The organism is Paraburkholderia aromaticivorans, from assembly GCF_012689525.1.
Taxonomy (GTDB): Bacteria; Pseudomonadota; Gammaproteobacteria; order Burkholderiales; family Burkholderiaceae; genus Paraburkholderia; species Paraburkholderia aromaticivorans_A.
In genome coordinates, this window is sequence record NZ_CP051514.1 from 792,483 (window position 1) to 819,445 (window position 26,963).

A 26,963-nucleotide genomic window follows, 5' to 3' on the forward strand; every position below is an offset into this window, starting at 1 on the left:
CGGTCGTTCAATCCCTGCAGGTGGGTGACGGTTCATGGCCGCACGTTGCCTGTCGCGGCCGACGACAGGCGTCCCCGCTTCTGCCGATTGTGCGAGATCCACGACTGGCCGTTTCTCTGCGCGATGGACAGTGCTGCAAATCGGCTGCTTTGCGCTGCATCAAAGCGGCTTGAACGCAAGCATCTGCCAAGCCCAACGCGGGCGCATACGGTGACAGCCCCTGGCGTTTCAGGCGACCGGCTTGCGCCACACGCTGGCTAGCCACGGCTGCCGCTCACGCGGCAAGCCGGCGGGCCGGTAATAGTGCTCAATTTCGACGAATCCCGCGCCCGCCATATATCGGCGCCATGCTTCGAGATCATGGAAGACGCCGTAGCGGCCGTGGCTCCAGCCTTCCTGATTCGTGCCGCGCGGGTTGGAGCTGAACAGCACGCCGCCGAGCTTCAGTGTCGCGTGCAATTGCCGCAACACGCGCGGCAACGCCTGACTCGGGACATGGAACAGCGCGGCGTTGGCGAAAATGCCGTCAAAGTGCGCAGCCGGCAAATCGAGATGCAGGAAATCCTGCTGCCAGACGTCGCAGCCAGTCGCGTCACGCGCCATTGCAACGAAGCGCTCGGCGCCATCGAGGCCGACCGCGCAATGGCCGAGTGTAGTGAAGGCCTTGAGATCTCGCCCCGGCCCGCAGCCGAAATCCAGGATCGTAAGAGGGGGCTCGACTTCGATATGGTGCAGCAGCGCCGCGATGTTCTGCGTGACGTCGTGGTCGTACGTGCCGGCGCGGAAATCTTCCGCATGCGCGTCGTAGTGCTGCAACGTGACGGCACTGATTTTATCGAGGTCGCGGGGGTCGAGTTCCATGCAGGAAGTATATCTCGGGGCATTTCCCGCACGACTACGTCGTACCTCCGCTGTCATCGGCCGTGGTCGGTTGCGTGCCGAACAAGATGAACAACGCGATTCCGTGTGCGCAACTGATTCCTCTTCGGTTTCCGAGGAACGCGCACGGTATCAGGCGAACCGCTGGAGATGGGCCGTACCTTGCCCATCGGCCCGCCGAGGTCTCCTATCAATGACGGCACCATCACGCGTGCAATATGCGCGATGTCCTGGTCAAAGAACATGCCCATGTGCGCCCCCTTGTGTGTGGTTTTGACCTGCGCCTTGTTGTTTACGTCTGATAAATACTGTAGACCAGTTTTCGCGGCATGCCGAATATTGGGATATATGGCGGTACTGCTTAGACAACTGTCTCGCGGGCCTTTTTGGCGGTCTGAGAGCGTTGGTCGCCCCTTCAGCGGCCGGAATATTCGCCGTCCCCGCTCATTGCCATCACCTAAGATATAGGTATGCTCGCGACGAGCAAGGAGACGACCATGGTCGAGTCACTTTCGGTAATGTTGCTTGGGGTCATCGTCCTGATCATGGCTGCTATCCTGGTTGCGGAGCGCTACAGACGCGAACATCACAGGATTCAGCAACTTCGCTGGCTGGACACGCACCCTATGCGCGACTGGTTACACCGTAGGCCGTGACGCAGGCAGGGACAAAAAGCCCCGCGCAAAGCGGGGCAGATCAGGCGAAACCGGTTAATGGCAGCGATTTTGCCAGTGGCCGTGTACCTTCACTTTGTGGCAGACGCGATGATGTTGGTGATCGTCGGCGTGTGCACGTGCGACTGCGCTGAGGGTTGCAACTACTGCTGCGAGCGCGGGAAATCCGTTCTTCATCGTGTAACCTTCGAGTGGAACGGGGGATGGGCATCCTATCAAGGCCGCATTACGATGCACTGAAAGGGCGGGTTCGTAGCGGCTCTGATAATCATATAACCGGCCTCCCCTCCGTCGGGTCGAACCGCTGGCGTAGAGTCGAGGTGCGAACAGCGACGTGACGCACAGGAGGCCGGCTATATGATTATCAGAGCCGGAAACTTCGCGCTGTGAAGTCGGCACTCTGCGCGTACACAATTCCTCTGCTACAGCGACCAGTAGTGATGCAACGATCCGAGCGACCGTTAGGTCGCGTGCGCGGCAAGTTATGGCGTGGCAGAGGCGACGCGGCGATAGAAATCGTACGCACGCTCATCGCTTCTCTCGAATAGGACGGGAAGCTTGGCTGCCCAAGCGATCACAGTGATTACTGGTCTTGGGTACGGGGAGATATTTCTGTAAAAGGCGCAAACAGTTTTATGCAAACCAATGGCGTGTTGGCGCAATGCACAATTAGGATTACTACATTTCACATAAAAGGAATTATCAACATTTGAGCGATCGTGCTTTTTTATATGGCAATCGTGCATCGATCTGGCAGTCATTGTCCGGTGACGTTCGGTCACCGCGTCACGAAGTCGCTGGCGGTCAACCACAACGGCTCGACCGGTCGCGCAAGCAGCTTTCTTTGTGCTACCGCGACAATCCGGTCGCGACCGTTCGCGAAAGTCCTGAGCATGCGTGCCGCGTCGGCGTCAGGCGGAAGCCAGAAATGTTCTTCGAGAGCGGCACGGGCAACCGTGCCTTCAAAGTCGCGTCCGCGGGCGGACAAGATGAAAACCACAGCGCGTCCGTCCGGCGAGACGGCGGGCGCGCGATCAAGAACTTCCATGACACACCTCAACGAGATCATTCGCGGTCTTTGTATTTGTACCGCGCCGCGTAACGATGAATTTACCAGAAGTGGCAAGCAGTGCGGTCGTCGCCGGTTTCACGATTCAGCTCGGCCCGGCGTCGGTAAACGAAGACCATCATGGAGTGTTCGTTGCGCGCCCCGTCCCCCCGTAACCCCTCTGTCGTAACCGGGTTTTTGGATTACTGCGCACATAGCCGGCATTGACGGGTAGTCTCCGACTGGGAGTCGACATTCCTCATGACGGCGAGCTTTCTGGGGAGACGCCGTGTGGCCGATCCCCGGCGAGCACCCCGGCATGGCACCTTGAAAATACAGCCAATCCTGTGTCTGTCATCGCGAACGCAGTAGTCGCTTCTGAAGAAGCGTACTCAAATCGCGGCGCGTATTCATCAGTCCGATCGCGCAGCGGTGTGGACAGGTAACGATCCTCTTTAGGATGATGCACCTGCTGGGGGTATTCGCGGATGTAATAAAGCATTGCCCCGTAACACCATAAGGCCCGGAGTGGGCGTGCCTGCTGCCAGCAGATGCACGAAGCGCTGCATGCCCTCTACCACGGTCGACATCTGCTGGTGTTCATGAAGGATGACGGCTATGGCACTACGCGGTCCCTGAGACTGAATATCAAACTCCGCGGCAGAATATGAAAGGCATCGACGAACCGATTTGCTGCTCATCCCAGCGGGATGAGCAGGAAGCTGCGCCGATACATTAATGCTAGCCATCGGCCCATGGACATCAAAGCGAGCAACGCCACTGCATTGATGGATATCAACGGTGGTACGGACATGGTGTCCATCGGGTCAGCGCGTGCATCGAGCAGGCCGTCCACACGATGGATCACGAACCGCGACCGCCACTTCGAAACCGTTTTCTGTGTGTCCCGCCAAGACGACGCGCGCCCGCAATGCCAGGGCCTGCGCGGTCTTGCGTCGCTTCGTCAGCGATTGCAGGTCTTCGCGCTCCGAATCGCTCAGCACGAGGTCCCCTTTGGACCGTCCACTCATCGTCGCCTCCGCGTATCAAGTGCTACACAGAACACTTTAGTACGTGATCGGCATCATTCAATGAATTTTTAACTCAGGACACTGGGTGGCGGTCCCCATTCGCACGATGAGCCGTCCGGTATTCCGTCGGCGTCTGCGATAAGCGCCTGCGAAAAACCCGCGAAATATGCTCGCCACTGCCCATCCCGCACCGCCGTGCAATCTTATCGACTGGAAGAGTTGTCTCCTGGAGAAGCCGACAGACCATTTCGAATCGGACATCCAGAAGATATTCAGATGGAGTCTTGCCCGTTACAACCTTGAAATGCCGCAGAAAAGTTCGCTCACTCATTCCAGCCACCTCCGCCACTCGCGCAATTGAGATTGAGCGCCTGCAATTCTTGCGAAGCCATTCCACCGCCGAATGAACTCTATCCGTCACGCTCACCTCGTTGAGCGCGTCCTCATCGACACAGGACAGATCGAAGCCGGGCACAATTACATGCCGGTTAATTCGGTGTGCGATCTCAATAGAAAGATTCCATGGAATAAAGGATAGTGCGGCGGCAAGCGAACTGCTCATACCGCAACCAACGGTTGACTTCTTATTTCCCGAGGAACCTTGTTCCCGACGACATGATTCGAACCTGCCTCCCGCACCTGCCGAAGGGGGTTTGTAACCTGAAGCCGCGATGATCTCCCATCCCTGCTCGCTCCACTTCACCAGGTCCGCATTCAAAAGCACTTTACGCAATGCGCGAAGATCCGCTGGGTCGATCGAGGCGGCATTCTCGGAGTCCCCACCAAAAACGAAGACCCCATCAAAACGTTCGAATAAGTGCTCGTCGATTGCGTCGGTCTTGATGCGAACCGATAGCGAATTTGTAACGTAGCCTCCGCGCGAGGAAAGCATCGTGACTGAAGCACAATTGTCAATCGAGCGTGCAATGTCTGAAACCTGATTAACTTGCCGAAACACCTCAGCTACCAGACTAACGTCAAGCAGGGAGAAACCGTCGCACAAGACGATTGCCACATTGGCAGCCGGCGTCGGCGGGTTGACCACTACACACTGATCCACTATCCCCCGTTGCCCCTTAGGGTTTATTTGTGTCTGCATAAACCGCACTCTCACCGGCAATTCATCTTGTCTTCGCTAACCTGTCGAATGACACATTTTCGATCAAGCAATAATTGAGCGTGGCATTGATTCGCAGTGTTTTGTCGGAACATGCGCGGGCGATCGAGGCGTATCGCGCGACGTTGCGGCCACGGTTTCGCACTACATTTCCTTAAAATTGACGTTTTTACGCATCCTTTCAAGATGACTTCCTCCTTTCGAAAACGGTGCTTCTACTAGCTCTGGTTCAACGCACATAAAGATGGCGCAAATGCGCAGGGTCGTGGCGGAGAGAGATACTTTGTCAATCCACTTTCCGCGAATAGGTCCGGCACTCTTGCCCAATACCGCCCGAGATCAAAAAGACTAGTTAGGAGTTTTGCAATAATCGCCACTGGTATGCGGAGCGCCGAGATCCTTTCGCTGACCGGCGTCCGGCTACCGCTGATGACGTACGCCGCTGCATGGTTCAGGTGCAGATAGGAAAATAGGTCGAGAGTCTTCTTAGGGTAATCGTACCTTTAGTGCAATTTATGGTTCTGTCGCGATAAGGTCATCTGGATGAGCAGACCCGAAATGACAAGGACCGCTCACGTAACCATCGAATAGAACTGCTCGGCGGCGGACAGATGGGTTCCATTCTCAGTTCATTTGTCCCTTCCTGATCATATGCATTACTTCGATGCCGGACAGGATGATGCGGGCGAAGCGAAAATCCTTGAAGCCCAGCATCGGTCGGAGTTAAAGTCAAATGTGGTGTACGGGCGGCAGGCATGATCAGGCGGCCAACGGTTGCTGGGCCGGTGTGCTGTCGGTCACCGGTACGCCATCCTTGAAAGGGATTCCTTCAAGCAGCGAGGCGATCTTCTCTGGTGCGCGAATGCGTCGCCACGATTGCTCGGCCGACTCGATCAGCTTGAATGCCAGACCGAGAAAGGTCGCTCGCGAAACACAATTGCGCGTGCGCGTCGTGCGATGCCGGACGGTTGCAAACGTCGATTCAATGGGGTTTGTGGTCCGCAAGTGCTGCCAGTGCTCCCCGGGAAAATCGTAGAAGGCCAGCAACTCATTGCGATCGTTTGTGAGCTTCCCGGCGGCTTTCGGATATTTGGCCGAATAGACGTCGACGAAACGGTTGAAGGCCGCGAGCGCGTCTTCGCGCGTGGCGGCTTGCCAGATTTCCTGTAGTCCTTCCTTGGCCCGGCTGTGCTGCGATTTCGGTAATGCGTTGAGCACGTTGCCGGTCTTGTGAAACCAGCAGCGCTGGTGCCGCGTCTGCGGGAACACTTCGGCCAATGCTGCCCACAACCCCATGGCACCGTCCCCGCTTGCCAGCATCGGGCCGCCTTGCAGGCCACGCGCCTTCAGATCAAGCAACACGTCGCGCCACGCGTCCTTCGATTCGCGATAGCCGTCGGCGATCGCCACGCGCTCCTTCGTTCCGTCCGGCTTCACGCCGATGATCACCAGCAGGCACTGGCCCTCGGAATCGTCGCTGCGCAGTCCGGTATGAATGCCGTCAGCCCACCAGTAGACCCAGCGCGCGTCTGCTAGGTCGCGTCGGTTCCATAACAGGTGCTCCTCGGCCCATTGCGCCTTCAGGCGGCTGACTACGTTCGGCGAAAGCCCTTTCGCCTGCTCGCCCAGCAGCACGCTGAGCGCCTCACTCATGTTGCCGGTCGACACGCCGCGCAGGTAGAGCCACGGCAGCGCCGCCGACACCCGTGGTGACTTGCGGATGTAGGGCGGCACAATGTTCGAATTGAACTTCACGCCCGAGCCTGAGCGGTCGCGTACCTTCGGCACTTTGACTGGGACCGGACCGATCGCCGTGACGACCTCACGCTCCGGCAGATAGCCGTTGCGCACCACGGCGCGCCGGCCGTCGAGTGTCTTCACGTTCCCGTACTGTTCGAGCAATGTTGCCAATTCTGCCTCGATCGCCTGCTGGATGATCTGTCGCGCGCCTTGCTGGATCAGCTCATCAAGGCTACCAACGCTTGCTGCTGCTTTACCGTCGTTCGTTTCTTCCGTAAACTTCTTCATGGTGGTGGATTCCGGTTCGCTGGTTCGTTACTCTCGACAAGCAACATTCTCAGCTAACCGCCGCCGCCTTCTCAAATCCCCGACTCATCCCCGTACACCACTTCTGACGATAACTCCATCGGTCGGGCGATGCGTTTGATGGCCCGATTGTCCTGCTCGACCACCTTATCCAGGTACTTGACTTGACGAATCGTGATGGGCGTCTCCCGCTCGGCGTTCAACGCGTGCAGCGCGGCCAAATTAGAGCCGCTTTTGTCGATGGTTACCGTCTCAGGCACACCATTCTGAGCAATCGACTTTTCAACGAAGCGCCGTGCTGCCACCTTGTCCCGCTTGGCTCTGAACAGGAAGTCAATGGTTTTGCCTGCCTTGTCCACCGCCGGTAGAGGTACTTCCACTGGCCTTTGACTTTGATATACGTTTCGTCCATCCGCCAGCCCTTTGGTACCGGCAGCTTGTACTTACGGAATGCCTTCTCGAACAGCGGCACCAACTTGATCACCCAACGATGCACCTTGAATGATCGACGTCAATACCGCGCTCGGCCATCATTTCTTCGAGATTACGCAAACTCAGTGAGTAGGCGACGTACCACCGCACGCAAAGCAACATCATATCAAGCGGATAGTGAAGGCGCTTTAGCACTCGGGCGATGCCTGCGGCAAGCGTTCTTTCGCGGTGTTTGGGTCTTCTTCATCGGGTCAGCCAAAGCATATTTGTCAGGCTCGAATACTACCTCTCCCGCCATAACGCGACAAAACCAAAAAGCTTGCCACCGTCGCCGCGGATGCCCATGTCGACCTGAAAGTCGATGGTCCTCAGCAAATGCGGATTTTCGGCTTTCGGCACTACAAGGCCAAGTAATCCAGGGCTGTCGGCAAGTGTGCCGAGGTCCGCATCTAACCACTCCGTTCCGGCCGCATGATACGTACCAACCCTCGGCCGCGATTCGCGAGCCAATGCTGTACGCATCACGTGCCCGGGTTTTCGCAGCGGGCGCAACTGCCTCCTCCAGGTCGAAGGTAACGGGATCGGCTCCAGAGCTATATGCTTTGGCGAAACGTTCGGGGCGGTCCCCGGGAACGGACAGATACGATTTCGGAAACATACGGGTTTTCCGCTTACGAGGGCGCACACTCTCTACCGCGTCCTCTCCTGAGGTCATCTTTCGCTTCAGTCGATCGCGTCATGTTACGGACTAGTAACAGCGCATGGCCGGCCGTTCCCGAGCCGGTGGGAACACGCCCCAACTGCCGTCGGGGTGATGAAAGAACAGCAATGCGACAGGCCCCTCGGGCCGCATGGTCTCGACGCGCACATAGCATTCGCGCGTCGATCGTCCGTGTCTGAACTCGGTGACTCGCACACGCATGGCAGCAGCGGGTGCAAGCCAGTACGAGACCATCTGGCGAAGTGACTTTCCGGAGCAGGCCATCTGATTCTCCCTTCAATTCGTGTGACGCGCTAGCGTGGCTGTCAGGCGACACGTGACTCGTTTATAGCGTTCCATCGCGGTTGAAGCAGGGACGTTGCGTCGCGAACCGGCGTCGAAGGCCCGAGACGGGTCGCCATCAGTGAACTCACGAAGGACCTTTGCCCGCCACGTCTCGTGCTGAACGAACTGACGGGGCTTCCTGTCGCGCGCCCGTGTGTTGATGGACGAACTGGTCATTGCTCAATGCGATACTTCCTCGTGGCTTCTGATAATACATTATGCATTATATAGTTATTTGTCAAGGAAATTTAAATTGACGAGATATCCTCGGATCCGGTTTACGGGAGTTCAGGCGGGAGATAACTGGGAGAAGGAGGCAAGCATCGAGTCGACGCATCCAAGTAGAACCAGGCCTCATTGCGGCAAGCGCCCGGCTTACTCGACCCGCGCCACATCCAGGGGTCTTCAGAAGCCAGAATCGCTTCGCGCGAACTCAGGAAAGGCTTGTCGCCGAGCGCTGCCATGACGGCTTCGACCACATCGTCGTCGCTGCAATCGTCGCAGGTATTTCCTGTGCCTCCTGCATCGGGCCGATATGAGGAAAAAAACGTGCTCGCCGCTGCGCGTGACGAGACCCGACTCGCGTGCGCAGAATTCGCGTGCGCGTTCGTAGACCACCTCCCCGACGCGGAGCGCAATGTCGTGGCCGTAAGCGCTCTCGATCTGCGCAAAATTGCCAATCGACGCCGCAATGCACATGGTCCTGACGGGACCGGCACCCTTGGAAGGCCCCCCAGTTCGCAAAGTCTCGTCCGCAATGGTTTTTTCCTTGGGCGTGCGCAAGCTGCCTTGCATCGAGGGAACGAGGTAGAGGCGTTGGCTCACCACAGCCCCCCGTTGGCTGGCACCACACAGAAAAACAGCTGTCGGCAGAGAGCTACATCCTATCTTGGAAACAATGTGTCCCCCTGCCAGGGCGCCCCATGAGCGTGCATTGCGGCGGCGGAAGGCTTAGTGACCGTGATTTGATCCATATTCAATTTTTCATTTTTGTTAAATTTAATTTAGCAACCGATAATGCGTCCCGCGCACAGCTGTCGGTCACTTCTCGTATTACCTTGCGTTCATCCGGTATCGCGGTTTCTTGATCATGCCGCCTGGCACGAAGTCTTTGAATCCGCGAATCCTCATCGTCAACAATAAGGGCGAGCCAATTCTCGTTCCAACGGGACAAGACCCGGATCCAAGCAACCTCATCAGGCAATTGGCGTTGACCGCTAGGGTCACTTCCGCTCGACGACTTGTATAAGATCCAAGATGGCGCGCGTCCGCCTAGATGTCCCGCAGAAGATATGTTTTCGGGCACCGCAATCGCGCAATCTGCCGCAGGGACTCGACATCTGCAGAACGTCTCATCATTTTGCAGCCGAACGTTGGGTTGGCACGTGATCGCGGCTGCTCTTGATCTTGTTGTTCGCTTCGACGAACAACAGGTCCGGCTTCCAGCCTGCCTTCAGTTCCGCTTCGTCGACCACCGCGAACGCCGCGATGATCACCAGATCGCCCAGTTGCGCGCGTCGCGCCGCCGAACCGTTCAGCGAAATCATGCCGCTGCCGCGTTCGCCCTTGATCGCGTAGGTCGAGAAACGCTCGCCATTGTTGATGTTCCAGATGTCGATCCGTTCGTTTTCGACGATGTTCGCCGCTTCCAGCAGATCTTCGTCGATCGCGCACGAGCCTTCGTAGTGCAGCTCGCAGTGCGTGACCGCGACGCGGTGAATCTTCGACTTCAGCATGTTGCGTTGCATGGCCAATCAATCCTTGTAGCTTCTTAGGCGTGTCTTCGCTGTCTAGGACAGCTTCAGATTTCGAGGTTATCGATAAGACGGGTGGCGCCAAGCTTGGCGGCGGCCAGAACGACCAGTTGTGCGTCTGCGTCCTGCGCACCGGGCGGCAGCAGGTTCGCGCGCTTGCGCACCGCGACGTAGTCCGACTGCCAGCCGCGCGTGGCCAGTGCGGCCATCGCCGCCTGTTCGACCTTGGCGAAGTCGCGCTCGCCGGACAGCACCGCGTCGCGCACGCGATTCAGTTCAGCGGCCAGTTTCGGCGCCTCGGCGCGCTCGGCGGCCTGCAGATAGCGATTGCGCGAGCTGAGCGCGAGACCGTCGGTGTCACGAATGGTTTCGGCGGCGATGATGTCGGTGGGCAGCGCGAACTGGTTGCACATGCGGCGCACGATCATCAACTGCTGGTAATCCTTCTTGCCGAACACCGCGACGCGCGGCTGCACGCACGACATCAGCTTCATCACCACCGTGCACACGCCCTGGAAGAAGCCGGGGCGGAACTCGCCTTCGAGGATGTCGCCGAGATCCTGCGGGGGATGCAAGCGGTACTCCTGCGGTTCCGGATACAGATCCTTTTCGGTCGGCGCGAACAGCACGTAGACGCCTTCCTTTTGCAGCTTGTCGATGTCGGCTTTGAGCGTGCGCGGGTATTGGTCGAAATCTTCGTTCGGACCGAACTGCAACCGGTTGACGAAGATGCTCGCCACCACCGGATCGCCGTGCTGGCGGGCAAGACGCATCAGCGACAGATGGCCCTCGTGCAGGTTGCCCATGGTCGGCACAAAGGCCGTGCGATTCTGGCCGCGCAACTGGTCGCGCAATTCATGGATCGAGCTGATGACTTTCATTTTCGTAGAATCGTTGGCTTCCCACTTGACGAGACTTTACAATGTTGAAAATGGCGTCCCGCCGTCTCTTAATCTATTGCGCTCAAGGGTCGCTGCCAGCATTTTCTCGGGAAGACACCCGGCGCTATGATGTTGGCGGTGATGTGCCGCGACGCACGATGGCGCGTCAGGTGATCGAGGGCAGCCTTGGAACCCGAATATGCATAGTCTGGTGTCCGGGCACCATCGGTCGAGCCGACAATGATGATTCGCCCAGGATCAAGAGTTAGATCCAGGATTTCTTCCAAAAGTCGCGACGGGTCCTATAGCCGTTACTCTTCTATAGCCGACAAGTGCACGGGTACGAGTACTGCAACTCCTCAATGTTGTGCAGCTCGATACTCTCGATAATCGCGTCGATATCCACCGCAAGCTCCCGCACATTGACCCTCAACTCCATGCACGTTCGAATCATCGGCCAAATCATATAATGCATCATGCATTATATCCCTACGCGTGTCAACCTGTTTTTCTGAAATCACCCCCCCACAAGCGCCTCTTTTGAGCACGTGAGTCGGCGCCCCACTAGCCTGAACGCCGAAAAGGGATCAACATCTCCACCAAAGCCCCGAACTGTATGCATTATTTTCATCAACGGTAAGGCAAAGTGGCGCGAGCTTCAGTTATACTTTACGCATTATGCATTATTATTCCGCTACACCATACTTAGCCCCGAGCCGGCTATATGATGCCCCCAGGCGATGCTTGACTGGAGACGCGCCGGCAGGTCGTCCGCTGACACGGAGAACGCGAAATTTGAACGTAAGCCTCCGCCGATACACGGACTCCAGTACTTCGATTCACCGAAACGATACGGACACCTGATGTCGACACACCTCACGAGCGTAGATAGCGCGACGAGCATGAACAAAAAGGCAATCTTCTTCACGGTGCTAGGGAATGCGCTTGAATGGATTGACTTCGCGAGCTACGCATATTTCGCAACCATCATCGCTCACCAATTCTTCCCCACACAGGATCGCTCGACAGCATTGATCAGCACATTTGCGGTCTTTGGAGTTGGTCTGATCGCCAGACCACTCGGCGCAGTGTTCTTTGGACGTCTTGGGGATGTACACGGCCGCAAGGCCGCGCTGATGTTAGCCATGCCAATGATGGGTTTGGGTACGTTGCTCATTGGCCTTATGCCGACCTACGAGCAAGTCGGTATTGCCGCACCAATATGCCTTGTCATTTGCCGACTATTGCAAGGCTTTTCCGCCGGTGGCGAGGCTGGCAACGCCATCACTTTCCTGATTGAATGGGCTCCGCCGAAGCGGCGCGCACTCTATGCATGCCTTCAGCAGGCTAGCGGTGTGTTTGGTACGGTGTTTGGTTCGGCCGTTGCTGCCATGCTGTCAACAACCATGAGTCATGATGCGCTCGAAAGTTTCGGATGGAGAATCCTGTTTCTCGTTGGCGGCGCGGTGATTGCGCCTGTGGCGTTCTATCTGCGTGCAAAAATTGACGAGACTCCCGCCTTCCTCGCGCATCAACATATCGCCCCGGTCAAACAGAAGCAACGCTCGACCAGCACCATCTCCGTATGGCTGGCTTGTTTCCGGGCTATCGGAATGACGATGGTGTGGATCGCGTCGTACTACGTGTTTCTCTCTTACCTGCCAGCCTTCCTGTCAACTCACGCGCAGATTCCGAGTAGCGTCGCCCTCTGGGTCAATACCGCTGGGTTACTCACCATGGCGACATCTATCGTACTGTCGGCGGCGATCTCGGATGTCATCGGGCGCAAGCCGCTGCTGATTGCTGTGGCCCTTGCATTCATCGTATTGCCATATCCACTGTTCACCTTCTTCTTAAGCGGCGCATCTGCCCCGCTGATGGTGATTTCGTTAATCGTTGTCGGTGCTCTGGTCGGCGTCTTTGCGGGCGTATTCCCGGCAACAATGGCGGAAATGTTCCCGACACGTCTGCGCTCCGGCAGCGTATCTCTTGCATTTGGCCTCGCCACAGCAGTTTTCGGTGGATTCGGATCTTTGATTTCGGAGGCATTGATCAAATTTACCGGATCTCATCTCTCGCCGAGCTATTACGTAATCTTTTCTGCACTTATCTCACTCCCTATCATTCTGTCGTTAAAAGAGACAGCGCATCAGCCTCTCAAGTAAGTGCTCCTGGTAAAACCGTTTGACTCAGGCTAACCTGGCGTTTTGGTCGCTTCCGGGGTCGTGGATGAAGTGTGTCGTTGTGGTCAAGGCAGTCGAGGAGTTGACGTTGCAGCAGATGTCGATCAATCACCCTCATCGGGATGCGCGAACACGCGCGGCAGGCCTGCTGATGCTCGGACGTGGCCTCAAGCCACGTGCCATCGCGGCTCAACTGGCCGTGAGTGGCCAGAGCGTCTAGAACTGGTCGCACGCATGGCGCGAGCGGGGATATGTGGCTTGATGGGCGCACATAACGGCGGCCGGCATGCGCTGCTGACTGAAAGCCAGATCGCCGAGGTTGAGGTTGAAGGCGCCGAACCCTGACCTTGGGGCGCATCGCCCAGCGGCAGAAGCCGCGCTCAACGAACCTTTGCCCTGCAAGGTCGAAACGCTGGGTAAAGCACTCAAGCGCAACGGCTTTTCGTTCAAACGCAACCGCTTCGCGCTCAAAAAAAGCGTAATGAAGAAGCGTTCGCCGTGAAATGCCGCGCTCGAGAAGCTCCAGCACGCCGCGCGCGCGGGTGCCGTGTGGGGTCGCTGCCTCTTGATGAGGCGGCCTTTCATGGATCGCGGCCGGTTCGGCGTAGCTGGTCACCGCGAGGCTTGCCCCATCAAGTCGAACCGAATCATCATTGCCGTCGGAGCGTGATCGGCGCGCTGGACTTAGGCGAGAACACGCTGATCCACGCCGCGCATAGCGGGACTATCAAAGCCCCGAACGTCGAGCACTTCATCGACGGCGTGTGCTTGCGGGTGCCGCCAGTATGCCCACTGTGATCGTCCCGGACATGCGAGCATCCATCACGGTATCAGCGAGGCAACGCAAGCCTTCAATCCAGTCAACGATGTCCAGGCGCACCTTGCACGGGTTTCGTATCGCATCAGGTAAAGCCGTTCAACTTTGAGCGTTTTGAAGAAGCTTTGCATTGAGCGTTATCATAGCCGTTCGCCCGCCGGCCCATCGAGGCCTTCGAGCCAAGGTCGGATGCTAAAGCCGGGTATGCCCGCCTGGCGTACTGACTGCTCCTGCCCGAATGTATGATCGGTCCAGGTGGCGGTCTGCGATACCAATACGCGCTGCGCAGGGCTTGGCAGACCAGCCCGGCCGGCATGCGTTCCGACATCGACCAGCCGACGATACGCCGGCTGGCGAGGTCCAGTGCTGCAGCCAGCAAAAAGCATCCTTCATTGGTGGCAATGAACGTGATGTCGCTGACTCAAGTGCGATTCGCAGCCACCCTTCGCAGCGGCGCCCCCAGCAGATTGGGCGCTACCGGCAGATGATGATCTGAGTCCGTCGTTACCCGATATGGGCGTTTGTAGACCGCACGGAGCCCACGTCGCCGCAAGCTGCGCCGCACGCGTTACGCTCTGACTCGCTGCCCTGTGCCCGCAACAGCCGGATGAGACGCGGGCGTTCGTAACCCCCAGGCTGTCCCGGTGAATGGCCGCCACCTGTTCAACCAGTTCAGCGTTGGCCACGGCGCGCCGGCTTGGAGGGCGGGTGCGCCACTGGCAATACCCGCTGCGCGAAACACCAAGAATCTGGCTTAGTCGGGTGACGCTGTACTGGTCGCGGTGCTCGTCGATCCATGCGTCCCGTCGCGAAGTACGCCGTCGCTTTTTGACGAATTTCGAAATCGAGCTTCGCACTGGCGAGTTGCTTGCGCAGCTGGCTGTTCTCCGCTTCAAGTTCGCTGATCGGGCGCGTTGTTCGGGCGGTGCCCGCTTCACGGGCGCCCGCCTCGCTAATGTGACCGGAACTGCGGCTACGCCGACTCCAGTTGCCCGACCTTGCCACCGGCACACAAAGCCTGCGCGCCGCCTCGTGCTGCAACCCTCCGTACAAACAGGAAATTACCAATACTTCTGTCGTGCGCGAAATCGAGGCATGGTCATCCCCCTGCTGTCCGGTCGGAGCGCGTCATAGCCTCTAGAACTTGTGCTGAATGCCCGCCGATAAAGCCAGTTGCCTGTCGGTCGACGAAGGCGTGAGATAACCGAGCTGCGCAACGGCGCGATGGCCGAGCGAATCGACGCCGCTCGCGTGCTGGAAGGCCGCGGTCACGTACAGATCGGTTCGCTTGGACAACGAATACCCTGACGCGAGGTTGAACTGCGTGTATTTTGCGCCGCCCGAGTCGTTGACATTGCCGCCCGCCGTGTAATCGATACCGGCGCCAAAGCGCAGCGCTGGCGTGGCCTGATAGCGCACGCTCGCGCTGAACGTGCTGAGGTTCGTCGAGCCGCTGTAGCTCAGTCGATTAAGCGTCGAACCGGCGCCCGCGTTGAAGTCGCGGTACTGCGTGTTCGTATAGGCCACGCCGAGAATCGCCGAGCCGACTGTATACGTCACGGCGACGGCGGCAGTTTGCTGGGACGTCGCCGAAGCGAATCCCGCGATCGACGGGTTCGATTCCGGCGTGGTGGCCGACCCCGCCGAGCCGAAGTTATTCGCTGACGCGCTCGCGCCGCCATTCACCCCGCGCAGCGACACGTTCGGATCGCGCGCATTGAAGATCGACGCCGCGATCGCGAAGGCGCCGCCCGTATAGCTCGCGCCCACCGACCAGAGCTGGTTCTGCGTGACGTCGCCAGCCACGCCGCCCAGGCTATAAAGTCCGCCGAACTGAAAGCCGTTGTACTTCCTAGATACGTACTTGATTGAATTGTTGGCGCGCCACGTACCGTTGATGTTGTCGTAATCGGCCGGATGCGTGGTGAGATTGCCGCCGAACCATTCATACGTGAGCGGAGAAACGAACGTGATCTGTGCATCTAACTGGCGGCCGAGGGTGAGTGTGCCGAAGCGGGGGTCGTTGAGGCCGACAAACGCGTAGCGACCGAAGATGTCACCGCCCTGTGTCGCTGCGCCATTGTTCACGTTGAAGCCGCTTTCGATCTGGAAAATCGCGCTCAGGCCGCCCCCGAGGTCTTCGTTGCCCGTCATGCCCCAGCGGCTGGAGGTCACGCCGGAAGAGCCGCTATCCAATATTGCAACCTGCCTGCCGCCAGTTGGCCGCCCGCCGTTGCCGGTGGCCGAGGACTGCGCGTTGTTGACCACGGCAATGTCGCCCGTGACGATACCGTAAAGGGTCACACTGCTCTGCGCGGACGCGCCGCTGGTTGCAACCGCTAAAGTTGCGGCGGCGAAGATCGTTTTTTTCATGCTTTCAATCGTCCTAATTTGAAAGGAGTTCTAATAATATGAAATAAACTATATGCGAGAAGACACTGGTTCCGTACGTTAGAGCGTGTTAGGCACTTTCGTCCGAACCTGGAAACCTAGTGGGATGACCGAACGCAAACCATACCCGACGGATGTATCGGATGAAGAGTGGACTTTTCCGCTCCTTATCTGACCTAGATGACCGAAGACCCACCGCAGCGCCGATGCGAACTGATTCAGCGCGTTGCGCTGGATCGTGTGCGCGGGTGCGCCATGGCATTTGTTCCCGCATGAGTTCAAGCGATCTTCGTTTGATCATAGTCGCGCAGGATCGCAGAGGCCGGCCCAGCGCGGTCATTGTCGATGGGCAAACGCTGCAGTCGACCTGCGAGACGAAGGTCGGATTTGCACGGACCACCCGACCGCGCCTTTGCAAGGCATACACAGCAACGTCGCAGAAAATGCGCTGCGTCGTGTCGGTCTGGCCAAAAGAATATTTATAACCGTCCCAAAAAGTTACTCGACGACCCTGTTGCCCTCGTATCGCAACTAATCTCCGTCCCGGTCTGCCCCGGCCCGCCATAACGTTCCTCTTGGAGCATTCTTCGGTAATGAGGTAACGCTGCGAAAATGAGCCACGACGCTAACGCCGACGCGACGCAGCACACTATTCCCAGCGAATATCCGACCATCCTCGGATTCCCGAAAACCTTGTCGGTGACCAGTGCGATTGCGGTAGGACCGATTCCGAACCCGATCAGCTGTGAAAAGAAGGTGTACAGCGATGCGACGCTGCCGCGCAACCGACTTGGGGTACAGAGCTGCGTTGCGGCGGCCATGATGCCGATAGGCAAACTAAACGAAAAGATTGCACCAGCGATCGCGACGAGGGCAGTAACGGGACTTGGCGCAAGCGGAATGGCCGCACAGAAGAAAAATGTGCCGATCATAGAAAAAGCTGCTGCACGAAGCTGAGCGTCCGTATGGCCTCTGCGTTCCAGCAGCCGGGCAACGGTCGGACCCAGTAGAACGCCGGTCGAACCAAAAACCACTGCGAGGATACCCAGTCTGTAGCCGACCAGTGAAGGGGCGACTCCATGGAATCGGATGAGGAACGATGGCGCCCAGGCAGGCATCCCCAGCACAACCATCGCGAGCATTCCCACGCCGATATAGATTCGCGCATAAAATCCGCGATTCGCCCACAGAAACGCTGACGCTTCTCGAATCGTGAATTGTCGATCGTCGGCTGCGGCCTTGAGCATAACCTTGCGCGTCGGTTCACGAACCGTCAGTAGCACCGCGACGGCTAGCAAAAGACCTGGCAATCCGACGAGCACAAACGCCATTTGCCACCCCGCGAGTTTCTCAAATAAAGGAAAGTGCAGGCGCATATCATTCGCAAATGCGATCACAAGACCGCCGGCTACGAGTGAGAAGCCCGCACCGACCCACTGACTGGCCATGAAGATGCTTATCGCACGTGGCGTGCGCCGCTCGGAGAAATAATCGCCTATGAGCGAACACCCGACCGGAAAAACGCAGGCCTCGCTCGCGCCGACGCCGACGCGAGCTATAAAAAGCTCTACATAGGTGTCCGCCCTTCCGCAAAAGGCTGTAAAGATACTCCACGCGCAGATGCCAAACAGCAGAACATTTCGCCGATTCGTTACGTCGACTAGACGACCAAAGAGTGGTGCCGTTACTAGATAGGCCAATACGAATGCCGCGCCTTGGATAAGGCTCAATTCCGTATCTGATACGGAGAGAGTGTGCTTAATAGGATCGAGGATCAGATTGAGCAGCTGGCGATCAATGAACGCCAAGGCGTACGAAAGTGACAAGATGGCGAGAACGTACCAAGATCGGGAGCTATCGATTGACCCGATCGAATCCTGCCACGGGATTGGTGCGCCCTTCGGATCGAACGCCTCTTCGGGCGTCGTTGTGCATGTTTCGCGATTCACGTATCCTCCTATTGGATCGATTTCAAAAGCGGGGACTTGTAGTTTTCGAGTAGCTTCGACAGCAGCCAAGATTTATAGCCCATAACAAAACTGTGTCATCCGAAATCGGAGCGCGAACGTTTCAAGGCGGATGACAGGAAGACGAATCGGCGAAGCGTTGTGGGAAACGCTCGAACCGTTGCTGGGCAGAACAGCGCCGCTCGCCCAAAGGCGAGCCGACCGCGCGTCGATGACCGTGCTGCGTTGGACGGCATTTGTTCGTGTTGCTCATAGGCATTTCATGGTTGATGTCATAGCGCCAGTTGCAGGCAAACGTGGCCGAGCATGGAAGCGGTCGGACAAGGTTCGTGCCGACAAGGGCTACCACTACCCGCGATTCTGGGAGGCGCTCAAGGAATGAGGAATCACAGCCCGTTTCGCCCGGGGCGGCATTGAAAGCAGCGAAAGGCTTGGTCGTCATCGCTGGGTTGTTGAGCGTACCCATGCGTGGCTGGTCGGCTTCGGCAAGCTGCGTATCCGGTTCGAACGGAGTCTTGATACCCATTTGGCGTTGCTCTCACTGGCTTGATCCGACGATAAAATTCCCGCATGACCGATAAGGACCGAAGGAAGGTAACTGGGAAAGACGTAAAAACCGTCACCATGCCGAGCGTTTTCGCACAAAGGGGGACCATCAATCGATGAGAGGGTTATTCGCGTCTGAGGCACGCACATGTTGAATGGCTTCGGACAGTGGGATTTCAACGTCGGAAGCGCGCAAGTAAAGCTCCGCGGCGCGATATGAGTTGACAAAAAAACATCCCCAAGAGCCAAGCAAGGTTCCGCGCACTGAGCTGGCCATCAACGGAGCCTCCTCCTTGATTGCAAGCCTTAATCGATGAACGACGGCATGGCTGCCGCGCCGTGGGCAGGTGAAGCGCCTTCGGCGGCTGGTCGCAACCCCCGCACGAACGCGCCTCCATATAATGCAAAATATATCCCATTTTCTGAGGTATATATGCCCAGCCCAGAGTTCGACTGCCATTTCATATCGCCTCTCGCCGTGCACCGTCTTGATGTTCGCCCTTCAAGACGCCAGTCTTCCACCGCACGCGCTTCTGTCCGCCGGCGTCACTAGACAAAATATAATGCATTCCGAGGATTGCGCGAAACGGTGTATACCCGCGCGCGCTTCCGCCTCCATGCCCGACGCAAATGGGGAGTCCCATGATGACGCAGGTTCTTTCGGCTTGAACCTGTCCAAGACGTAATTGCCGCGACAAGATTCAAGCCTCCGGGGACCAGCGTGGCGTCGATGATCTGCCCACCACGGGCGATGAAGCCCTTCGTGAGCAACTGCACCAATACGCCATCGAACAGCGCCTTCGCTCCCGCTGCGCCGAGCCGGTTCTGGAAAGTCCACACCGTCGTCCAGTCAGGGAAATGGGTCGCGTTGCTCAGACCGCAGAACCACTTGTAGCTCATGCGATAGGGCAACTGATACTTACTCATAAGTCAGTAATTTTGCGGACAAGTGATCTAGGTTTTCGCGAATGTGATTGACAGGGGCGCTCATGAAACGGGACGGTCGGAGCCTGGCTCACAACACGCTTCATCCTTGCGGTTCAACGCATGGCTGGGGGCGAGCATCCGGATGATGTTGCGGCATCGTTTGGCATGCATCGCTCGTGGGCATACAAAATCCAGGCCCAGGCGCGCGGTCGGGGTGTGGTGTTCGGGCGCTGCGTTCGAGCAAAGGCACGGGGGCGTCCGCGCAAGCTCACGCGTGCCCAGGAGCAGCAGGTACTGCGCTGGATCAATGGCAGGAATCCGATGCAGTATGGGTTTGACTTTGGACTGTGGACGCGCAACCTGGTTCGGGAACTGGTGCAGCGGGAGTTTGGTATCACACTGAGCCTGGCGTCGATCGGCACAATGCTGGCGCGGTTGAACCTGACGCCGCAAAAGCCATTGCAGCGCACTTACCAGCGCAACCCGGAAGCAAGCGAGCGCTGGCAGCACGACACGTATCCAGCCATTGCCAGACAGGCCCGCAAGGAAACGCCGACATCTCCTTCTAGGACGAATCGGGCTTCCGCGCTGACTCGGTGCACGGCAGGACCTGGGCGCCGTGCGGTGAAACACCCCTTGCCGAGCGTCCGGGCGAGCGGCAAAGTATACGCGCGGCGTCGGCCGTCAACTCGAAGGGTGCCTTCTCGTTTTGCAACGTACGAAGGTGGGCTCAGCGGTGAGTTGTCCGTGACGCTGCTCAGGAAGCTAATGTTCAATCGTTCAATCGCCGCAAGGCGGTTCATCTGCTCGTTGACGGATTGCCTGCGCATAAGAAAGCCATCGTCAAGGAATATTTCGCCCGCACGCAAGGCAAATTGACTCTGCACTTCCTGCCCGGTTACGCGCCGGACCTCAATCCGGATGAGTTGGCGTGGGGCCACGTCAAGCGCACCGGCGTTGCACGACGCCCTCTGACAAGGGCAGTAATTCACTGGACAGGTCGATCGACGTGTCCGAACATGGTAGTCGCGCTACTTCGCAAGCCGGCCCTGTGTGCGCTTTCCATCATTTCGAGCCACTCGTCGGTGTTGAATTTGTCAGGGCAGACCTGCTCGCGTACCTCGTCATCCAGAATGTCAGCGGCAGTGCAAGGCAGCGTATTGAGCCCGGCTTTTTGCAAGCGCGCAAAGTACGTCGGCAGATCGAGCCCGGACGAGCGGGCACCGTGCAGGATCTGGAGCGGCGAAAATGCATGGACATACATGCGTGGCTGCGCGGCTTGTACGATTTGGCAAAGCGCCGCGTAGGTTTCGCCCGAATAGGCAGGACGGATGCCGCCCTGCATGCACACTTCGGTCGCGCCGCGATCCCTGGCCTCGGCGACGCGGCGGGCGATTTCGGCGCGGTCGAGATCGTAGGGCGCGCCGCGCAGACTGGCCGCGCGACTGTGACTAGCATCCGCCGCGTATATCGCCCGCCGTTCCACGAAGTGTCACCCGGCCGATTGTGTCGCTGCGTTCAACGCCCCAATGGCGTCCCACGGTGTCTCCGGATTGACGAAATCCGAGGTCACCGGCGAGATGCCACCCCCGGTCGTTAATGTTAATGCCAGCGTCGAGCAGGCTCGGGTAACACTTGTCACTGAGATTCGGCGGGACCTGGAGGGAAATCGCCGGATCCAGTGTCAAGCGCGCGACTGCCGTTATCCACGACAGATCGTCGAAATCAGGCTCCAAGTATCCTTCCATGCGTGTGCCCGGTTTCACGGGGAAATTCTGGACAATGACTTCCTGCAACGTGTCCATACCGTCGACTGCTCGATTGACCGACTGGATGTCGAGCAGCGACTGGATGCGTTCGAGACGTGTCTCCCCGATCCCGATCGGAATGGCGGTGGTGAACGGGACGGCCAGTTCGCCTGCCGCAGCAATCATGGCGAGCCGTGCTGCATGTCATTCTATTGACCTGTCCTTGTTCATTGCTGACCCGCAACAAACAGGCGCACCAGATGCACAGTCAATCCGTCCGCAGCGACGGCGTACAACACGATTCAGCCGGGTGCATCCGCGCCCTCTCATTCGTTACCCAGAATACGATGCCGTGGCGTCACATTGGGCTTGGATCAGGTTTCCGAGCCAAGAAAACGGTGTGGCACAACCTGTTCTCGGCGGCCAAGGCTCGGCAAAGGCTGGTCGAGCGCGGTCACAGCGCCTAATATGTTTCACACCAGTGAAGGCGTCTGCCCGCCATCCAGTTGCACGACCTGACCGGTGATAAAGCCGGCAAGGTCCGACGCGAGGAAGGCGACAAGCGCGCCCAGCTCCTCGGGTCTTCCAGCGCGTTTGACAGGCACGGCCTGCACACGCGCCTCGACGTTATGGAACTGTCCGAATGTCGGGGTCGCAATCGTCGCGGGCGCGGCGGAATTCACCGTTACGCCTCGGCTCGCGACTTCATTCGCCAGGTGTTTAAGCGCGGCCTGAACGCCCGCGCGAAAGATCGTCGAAATCGCGTGCCTTGGCATCGGGCTCTTGACGCTGGCCGATGTGATTGCAACGACCCGCCCCCAGCCTTTTTGCACGAGGAGCGGCGTAAGGCGTCGCAGCACGAGCAGTGCGCCGTGCAGTTGATCCTGATAGGCCTGGGCCCATCGCTCGTCGTCGGTCTCGTCAAGAAATTCCCGCATCGGGCTTGGCGGGCGCGGCGTGTTCAGAATCAGGATATCCAGTCCGCGGCCAGCGGCAAGCATGTCGGCAAGTGCGTTCACGTCTCCGGCTTGCGTGATATCGCCGATCACGGTGTCGATCTGGACGCCGCACTTCGCGCGCAGTTCCTGCTGCGTACGCGCAAGCCGCTCCTGACTGCGGGCGAACAGAACCAGATCGACCCCTTCTTTCGCGAGCGCCTCCGCCGCTGCCTTGCCGAGACCGGAACTACCGCCAATGACGACTGCCCGTTTACCGTGAATTCCAAGGTCCATACGATTTCCTCTAATGTCTCGTGGTCGTTGAAGAGAATTTACACACCGGTCACGCCGCCCTCCTCGCCCGACGCGTCCGGTTCCGCCGATGCCGTGGATCGACGCCCGGACTGGAGCTTTCGACGTCACGCGAACATTAGCCGCGCCGCGATCAGGAGTGCGCTCATGGCGATGAACGCCTATGCAAGCATTTTCCTGACGGCGCGCGGTACATCGTGACCGTGGTTCACAGCGATTAGCGGCGAGTTGCTGCGTCAGGTCCACGCCAGATGACGCGAGATGGTGAGCACGCCTTCGCTTCAGAGGCACCAACTCGATCGCGGGCGCCTCTCGCGCAAATTGGCTACCGACGCCTGAATGCGTCAGTGTCGTCGAGAAAATCGGGCGCTCGAGCATACATGGCGCACGGTTGTATTTCCCGAATGACGCTGGCCTGAGCGTTCAGTCAGTCGTAACCTTGCGTCCATGTTCCGGGATCTGCGAAACGACGGATTCATTTCAGCGGACGATGCGCCGTCTCTGGCAATGATACAGGGGCGACAAGCGCAACAATGGCGGTGAAAATCAAGTAATAACTCGGCGCAATCTCCGATCCGGTAGTCTTGATGAGTGTCTCCGAGATCAACGAAGCAAAACCGCCGAAGACCGCCGTTGCAACGCCAAAACCAATTGAAACACCCGTGGTCCGCAAAAGTGATGACCGAAATACTCCGCTCGAACATGATCTTGACGGGATCGGGGCGACTCTACGAGTCGCGCGCAAACGGCCGCAAGCGTTCAAGTGCTGGATCCATGATTCCTTTGAAATTGCGGCCAGCGTAGCGCAACGACCTCCCCGTCAGCCGCATAGGCATAGCAACTGTCGATTTTCATGGGACGCCCGTTGGCGTCGACGGGGTCGGGTGCATTCATACGCAACTCACCCATACTTTGAAGGGCAGCCGTCGCCAGGGGGCTCAATAGCTCTAGCAGGTGCGTACAACTGCGGCCGCCGCCTAGCCGGCGACGCACTTCGCTATTCCACCCCGCACCTATGCGCAAGCCTATGAGCGACTCCAATGCATCTGCACCGCCACTACAGGTACCGTACGGCGTAGCGCTCATAAACGTATTGACAGCGCGCACGACCATCGAGTCGTCGAAAACCAGTCGCACCCCCATCTCGTGAATCGGTTCGTGCGCGGCTACCGTGCGGCCTCCGCCCGGCGCGGTAAACGCTCGAGGCTTCCGATCGGTCACACTCCCCTCGACTTCATATAGCCCATCGCTGCGACGAAAGCCACGCATGCTGATTTGCCGATCATGCAATGCTTCGCGTGTGACGTTCTTTGTTGACGAAAGCGACGTAGTCTTATCGAACAGGTCTTCCATGTCTTGTCCTAATCACAGGTGGATATTAGTTCGCGCATGCAGTGTGATTGCAAGGGATTGCAAAAATGCCGGGGTGACTTCGATATCTCGTTGGCCGTGACCCTGCCATCTGTGCGACGGTATACTGCCTCCCCTGATTCGGCGTGATCCTGACGACGTAGTGGACCGACCCGGCTACGACATGGTGAGGCAGTCACTTCAAGCTTTGGACCCGTCATGAAACGGCGGCTGTCCGCGGGTGCTCATCGGAACGCCGGGGCTTCATAGGAACCTTTCGCAACGCGACAGCTTTTCGCCAAACCGATCCTAAGCACTCAGTTGTAACGTGCCGTCAACCCACCGTCGACGACAACGGTTTCACCGGTCACGTAACTCGCCAGATCCGATAGCAGGAATAGCACGAGACTGCTGACCTCATCGGGCGTGCCAAGGCGGCCCAACGCGGTTCGCCGCTTGCTGTTCTCTAGCGACGTGGCAGACGACTGGTCCTGCATCGGTGTCTGGATGATACCAGGCGCTACTGCGTTGACGCGCACGCCGAGCGGACCCAGGTCCAGCGCCAACGCTCGTGTCAGATTGATCACCGCCCCTTTTGACGCCGCGTACGCGGCCCGCCCTTCCTTCGCGCGCAGTCCCGCGATCGACCCCATTGCAACGATCGCGCCCTGCTTTGCCTCGGCCATCTGTCGTGCCGCCGCACGGCAGAAGTAGAACACCCCATTCAGGTTCACGTCCATCACGCGGTGCCACTGATCGTCAGTGGTCTCGGTCACGTGAGAGCCATGGCTCATTCCGGCATTGGCCACTGCATGCGTCACGACGCCGTGGTCGGTCAGAATGGCGTCGAAACAGGCATCGATTGCCACGGAGTCGCGCACGTCGACGACGTACCCATATCGCAACGCCTGTTGATCTTCGAACTCTGAATATATTTCGTGCAGCGCGCCCGCGAGTCTTCCAGCGTCAACGTCCAACACGAGCGGCGTGGCGCCGACGGCGCGCAGACGCTTGCACAGTGCCAGGCCGATGCCCGAGGCCGCGCCTGTCACCGGCACAATGGCGGCTTGGAGATTCCAGGGATCTGTGCCGTTCATTTCATCTCCTAGGTCGCGTGGCGCAGCCGTCCTCGCTTGACGGCATCCACCACGAATAGATTTGAATCAATGCCTATCCGAATTAATCTCAATCATGCCGCGACGACATTATCCTGAAATCTCCAAAAACTCATGCTGGGGCTGGATCGCCTGGTTATTGCGATGGTCCAGCCCTGCGATGTTTCCAAAGATAGCTAAATGTCTAGGATAGCGGCTTGTGCGCCGTCTCCTTCATTGATGCGATTGCCACCAACGAAATTGCGGCGGCAAATATGACGTAATAGCTCGGTGACTGCTGGGAGCCCGTGAATTTGATAAGGAATTCCGAGATCAACGGGGCAAATCCACCGAAGATAGCCGTCGATAGATTAAACCCAATAGACACGCCTGTTGAGCGCATGCGGGTTGGAAAAATCTCGGCCATCGCAGCGGGGCAGACTCCGGCGAACAGGCCGATCACAATGCCGCAAAGGACAATTGCAGTGAAGATCGGGACAATCGACGACAGGTTGACGAGCATCTGGAACATCGGATACGCAAACAGCAGGAAGAACGTTGCCCCGGCAGCCAGCAGTGGCTTACGACCAATCCTGTCCGAAATCACCGCCATTGTCACAATGCTGATCAACATGGCAAGCAGGCCGGCCGTGTTAACCCATAACGCCCCCGCCGACGAAATATGCCCATGCACAGTCAGAAAGGAAGGGAGGTAGCTGAGAAAAATGTAGAAGGCCACGACCCATACCGTGGTGATACCGAGCGTTCTTACGCAAAGAAGCACGACGGATTCCGGCGCGGAGGGGCTCGATTCGGCCTCACTCGCCGGGCGAGCAGTTTCGAAGATGGGGGACTCATCCACGTGCGAGCGGAGATAATAGCTGATAGGTGTGATCACCAGACCGCCAATGAGAAAAGGAATTCGCCACCCCCAGGCTTCGAGCGACGCATGATCCATCAACGTCGACAGACCAGCCGCCAGAATCGAGCCGAATAGCGTTCCACCAACCGCACTGGCCTGTTGCAGACAGCTATACAGGGCGCGCCTTTTGGGCGGCGCCCACTCGATCAGAAAAGAGATCGCATTACCGCATTCCCCACCTTGAGAAAACCCCTGTATCAAACGAAACACCACCAGCAGAATCGGAGCCGTTATTCCAATTTGAGCATAGGTGGGTAACAGCCCCATCATCAATGTGCCGAGACCCATCATCGGCATGGCGATCATGAGCGCGAGCTTGCGACCTTTCACATCACCCAGCCGCCCAAAAAATAGTGCGCCCAGTGGTCGAGCGATCAACCCGACGCCAAAAATCGCAAAGGTTCCAACGAGTGACGTGGCGGCCGAATGTTCTGCCGGGAAGAAGTTGTGGGCAAACAGCACTGCGAAATAGGCATAGCACACGAAATCGTAGTTCTCAAGCGCATTGCCCAGGACACTTGCAACGACTGCCTTTCTCCGTTTGCTGATAGTCGGGTGTGCCTCCAACGCCTGCGTACTCATGTCACCTCCAATCGAGAATTTTTATGGACTGCTTTTTTAAACTGAACAATCCCCTTTCACTGCGCCGAAGAAGGGATCTTCAGGAACCGAAAGTGAGCGCGTGCCGGGGGCGTATCTGCCTGATGGCTTATTAAACATAGCCGTCGCGCACGCACGCTACCGCATACCACGCGGTGCGAACCGTGTGCCCCGCAGCTGGGATATCTGTGTGAATAACGCTGCGACACCGGACCAGCGCCCTCTCCCGGAGCATCTGCGATCAATTTTATAAATTGGAAT

19 protein-coding genes and 7 pseudogenes are annotated in these 26,963 nt (G+C 58.0%); 6 read left to right on the forward strand and 20 right to left on the reverse strand.

Features of this window, described 5'->3' with window-relative positions:
- Positions 1–228: 228 nt before the first annotated feature.
- Positions 229–861 (reverse strand): class I SAM-dependent methyltransferase, encoded by a 633-nt coding sequence (locus HF916_RS03720; protein ID WP_168787851.1) that lies wholly within the window; start codon positions 859–861, stop codon positions 229–231.
- A 515-nt stretch (positions 862–1,376) separates the two neighbouring features.
- Between HF916_RS03720 and HF916_RS03725 the strand changes: the two genes are divergently transcribed.
- Entirely contained in the window at positions 1,377–1,535 is a 159-nt protein-coding gene (locus tag HF916_RS03725) for a hypothetical protein (RefSeq protein ID WP_168787852.1), read from the forward strand.
- Positions 1,536–2,331: 796 nt separating this feature from the next.
- On the opposite strand, the gene HF916_RS03730 is transcribed toward HF916_RS03725, so the two are convergent.
- The 9 genes and pseudogenes from HF916_RS03730 to panC form a co-directional block, all read right to left on the reverse strand.
- A complete protein-coding gene (locus HF916_RS03730; protein WP_168787853.1) occupies positions 2,332–2,601 on the reverse strand; it encodes a DUF1488 family protein in 270 nt (89 codons plus the stop codon).
- Positions 2,602–2,860: 259 nt separating this feature from the next.
- The gene (locus HF916_RS50300) at positions 2,861–3,103 is read right to left on the reverse strand and encodes a hypothetical protein (protein ID WP_240975340.1); all 243 of its coding nucleotides are present in this window, start codon (positions 3,101–3,103) and stop codon (positions 2,861–2,863) included.
- A gap of 602 nt (positions 3,104–3,705) precedes the next feature.
- Positions 3,706–4,677 (reverse strand): helix-turn-helix domain-containing protein, encoded by a 972-nt coding sequence (locus tag HF916_RS03735; RefSeq protein WP_168787854.1) that lies wholly within the window; start codon positions 4,675–4,677, stop codon positions 3,706–3,708.
- A 644-nt stretch (positions 4,678–5,321) separates the two neighbouring features.
- Positions 5,322–5,472: pseudogene (locus HF916_RS03740) on the reverse strand (IS6 family transposase); the annotation flags it as partial.
- Positions 5,473–5,508: 36 nt separating this feature from the next.
- Positions 5,509–6,777, reverse strand: coding sequence for an IS256 family transposase (locus tag HF916_RS03745; RefSeq protein WP_168787787.1), 1,269 nt, complete (start codon positions 6,775–6,777; stop codon positions 5,509–5,511).
- Positions 6,778–6,848: 71 nt separating this feature from the next.
- Positions 6,849–7,207: pseudogene (locus HF916_RS51900) on the reverse strand (DDE-type integrase/transposase/recombinase).
- 186 nt (positions 7,208–7,393) lie between these two features.
- A complete protein-coding gene (locus HF916_RS51905; RefSeq protein ID WP_431311379.1) occupies positions 7,394–7,942 on the reverse strand; it encodes an aldolase/citrate lyase family protein in 549 nt (182 codons plus the stop codon).
- 1,685 nt (positions 7,943–9,627) lie between these two features.
- The gene (panD, locus tag HF916_RS03760) at positions 9,628–10,020 is read right to left on the reverse strand and encodes an aspartate 1-decarboxylase (RefSeq protein ID WP_168787856.1); all 393 of its coding nucleotides are present in this window, start codon (positions 10,018–10,020) and stop codon (positions 9,628–9,630) included.
- A 53-nt stretch (positions 10,021–10,073) separates the two neighbouring features.
- On the reverse strand, positions 10,074–10,907 hold the full coding sequence (gene panC / locus HF916_RS03765) for a pantoate--beta-alanine ligase (protein ID WP_168787857.1): 834 nt from the start codon (positions 10,905–10,907) through the stop codon (positions 10,074–10,076).
- A 902-nt stretch (positions 10,908–11,809) separates the two neighbouring features.
- On the opposite strand from panC, the gene HF916_RS03770 reads away from it, so the two are divergent.
- Both HF916_RS03770 and HF916_RS50320 read left to right on the forward strand, forming a co-directional pair.
- The gene (locus tag HF916_RS03770; RefSeq protein ID WP_168787858.1) at positions 11,810–13,072 is read left to right on the forward strand and encodes an MFS transporter; all 1,263 of its coding nucleotides are present in this window, start codon (positions 11,810–11,812) and stop codon (positions 13,070–13,072) included.
- A gap of 64 nt (positions 13,073–13,136) precedes the next feature.
- Positions 13,137–13,310, forward strand: coding sequence for a hypothetical protein (locus HF916_RS50320; protein WP_240975342.1), 174 nt, complete (start codon positions 13,137–13,139; stop codon positions 13,308–13,310).
- 627 nt (positions 13,311–13,937) lie between these two features.
- Here the strand turns inward: HF916_RS50320 and HF916_RS50325 are convergent.
- Positions 13,938–14,945, reverse strand: a pseudogene (locus tag HF916_RS50325) (IS3 family transposase); the annotation flags it as partial.
- Positions 14,946–15,044: 99 nt separating this feature from the next.
- Positions 15,045–16,280 (reverse strand): porin, encoded by a 1,236-nt coding sequence (locus tag HF916_RS03785; RefSeq protein ID WP_168787860.1) that lies wholly within the window; start codon positions 16,278–16,280, stop codon positions 15,045–15,047.
- Positions 16,281–16,404: 124 nt separating this feature from the next.
- Between HF916_RS03785 and HF916_RS50330 the strand changes: the two are divergent.
- Positions 16,405–16,729: pseudogene (locus tag HF916_RS50330) on the forward strand (transposase); the annotation flags it as partial.
- 48 nt (positions 16,730–16,777) lie between these two features.
- Here HF916_RS50330 and HF916_RS03790 read toward each other — a convergent pair.
- The gene (locus HF916_RS03790) at positions 16,778–18,247 is read right to left on the reverse strand and encodes an MFS transporter (RefSeq protein ID WP_240975344.1); all 1,470 of its coding nucleotides are present in this window, start codon (positions 18,245–18,247) and stop codon (positions 16,778–16,780) included.
- Positions 18,248–18,527: 280 nt separating this feature from the next.
- Here HF916_RS03790 and HF916_RS50335 point away from each other — a divergent pair.
- Positions 18,528–18,815 (forward strand): annotated as a pseudogene (locus HF916_RS50335) (transposase); the annotation flags it as partial.
- A gap of 707 nt (positions 18,816–19,522) precedes the next feature.
- On the opposite strand, the pseudogene HF916_RS03800 reads toward HF916_RS50335, so the two are convergent.
- Positions 19,523–19,732, reverse strand: a pseudogene (locus HF916_RS03800) (transposase); the annotation flags it as partial.
- A gap of 68 nt (positions 19,733–19,800) precedes the next feature.
- On the opposite strand from HF916_RS03800, the pseudogene HF916_RS03805 reads away from it, so the two are divergent.
- Positions 19,801–20,718, forward strand: a pseudogene (locus HF916_RS03805) (IS630 family transposase); the annotation flags it as partial.
- An 8-nt stretch (positions 20,719–20,726) separates the two neighbouring features.
- Here the strand turns inward: HF916_RS03805 and HF916_RS03810 are convergent.
- The 6 genes from HF916_RS03810 to HF916_RS03835 form a co-directional block, all read right to left on the reverse strand.
- Positions 20,727–21,224 (reverse strand): radical SAM protein, encoded by a 498-nt coding sequence (locus HF916_RS03810; RefSeq protein WP_168787862.1) that lies wholly within the window; start codon positions 21,222–21,224, stop codon positions 20,727–20,729.
- Complete coding sequence (locus HF916_RS03815) at positions 21,190–21,672, reverse strand: hypothetical protein (RefSeq protein ID WP_168787863.1); 483 nt, start codon at positions 21,670–21,672, stop codon at positions 21,190–21,192. Before HF916_RS03815 ends, HF916_RS03810 begins: the two co-directional genes overlap by 35 nt.
- 287 nt (positions 21,673–21,959) lie before the next feature.
- Positions 21,960–22,718: an SDR family oxidoreductase gene (locus HF916_RS03820; RefSeq protein WP_168787864.1), complete on the reverse strand. Its 759-nt coding sequence runs from the start codon at positions 22,716–22,718 to the stop codon at positions 21,960–21,962.
- A 777-nt stretch (positions 22,719–23,495) separates the two neighbouring features.
- Positions 23,496–24,089, reverse strand: a complete 594-nt coding sequence (locus tag HF916_RS03825; protein ID WP_168787865.1) for a DUF2889 domain-containing protein — start codon at positions 24,087–24,089, stop codon at positions 23,496–23,498.
- A 314-nt stretch (positions 24,090–24,403) separates the two neighbouring features.
- On the reverse strand, positions 24,404–25,183 hold the full coding sequence (locus tag HF916_RS03830) for an SDR family NAD(P)-dependent oxidoreductase (RefSeq protein ID WP_168787866.1): 780 nt from the start codon (positions 25,181–25,183) through the stop codon (positions 24,404–24,406).
- 202 nt (positions 25,184–25,385) lie between these two features.
- Positions 25,386–26,684, reverse strand: a complete 1,299-nt coding sequence (locus tag HF916_RS03835) for an MFS transporter (protein WP_168787867.1) — start codon at positions 26,682–26,684, stop codon at positions 25,386–25,388.
- Between the last annotated feature and the right edge of the window lie 279 nt (positions 26,685–26,963).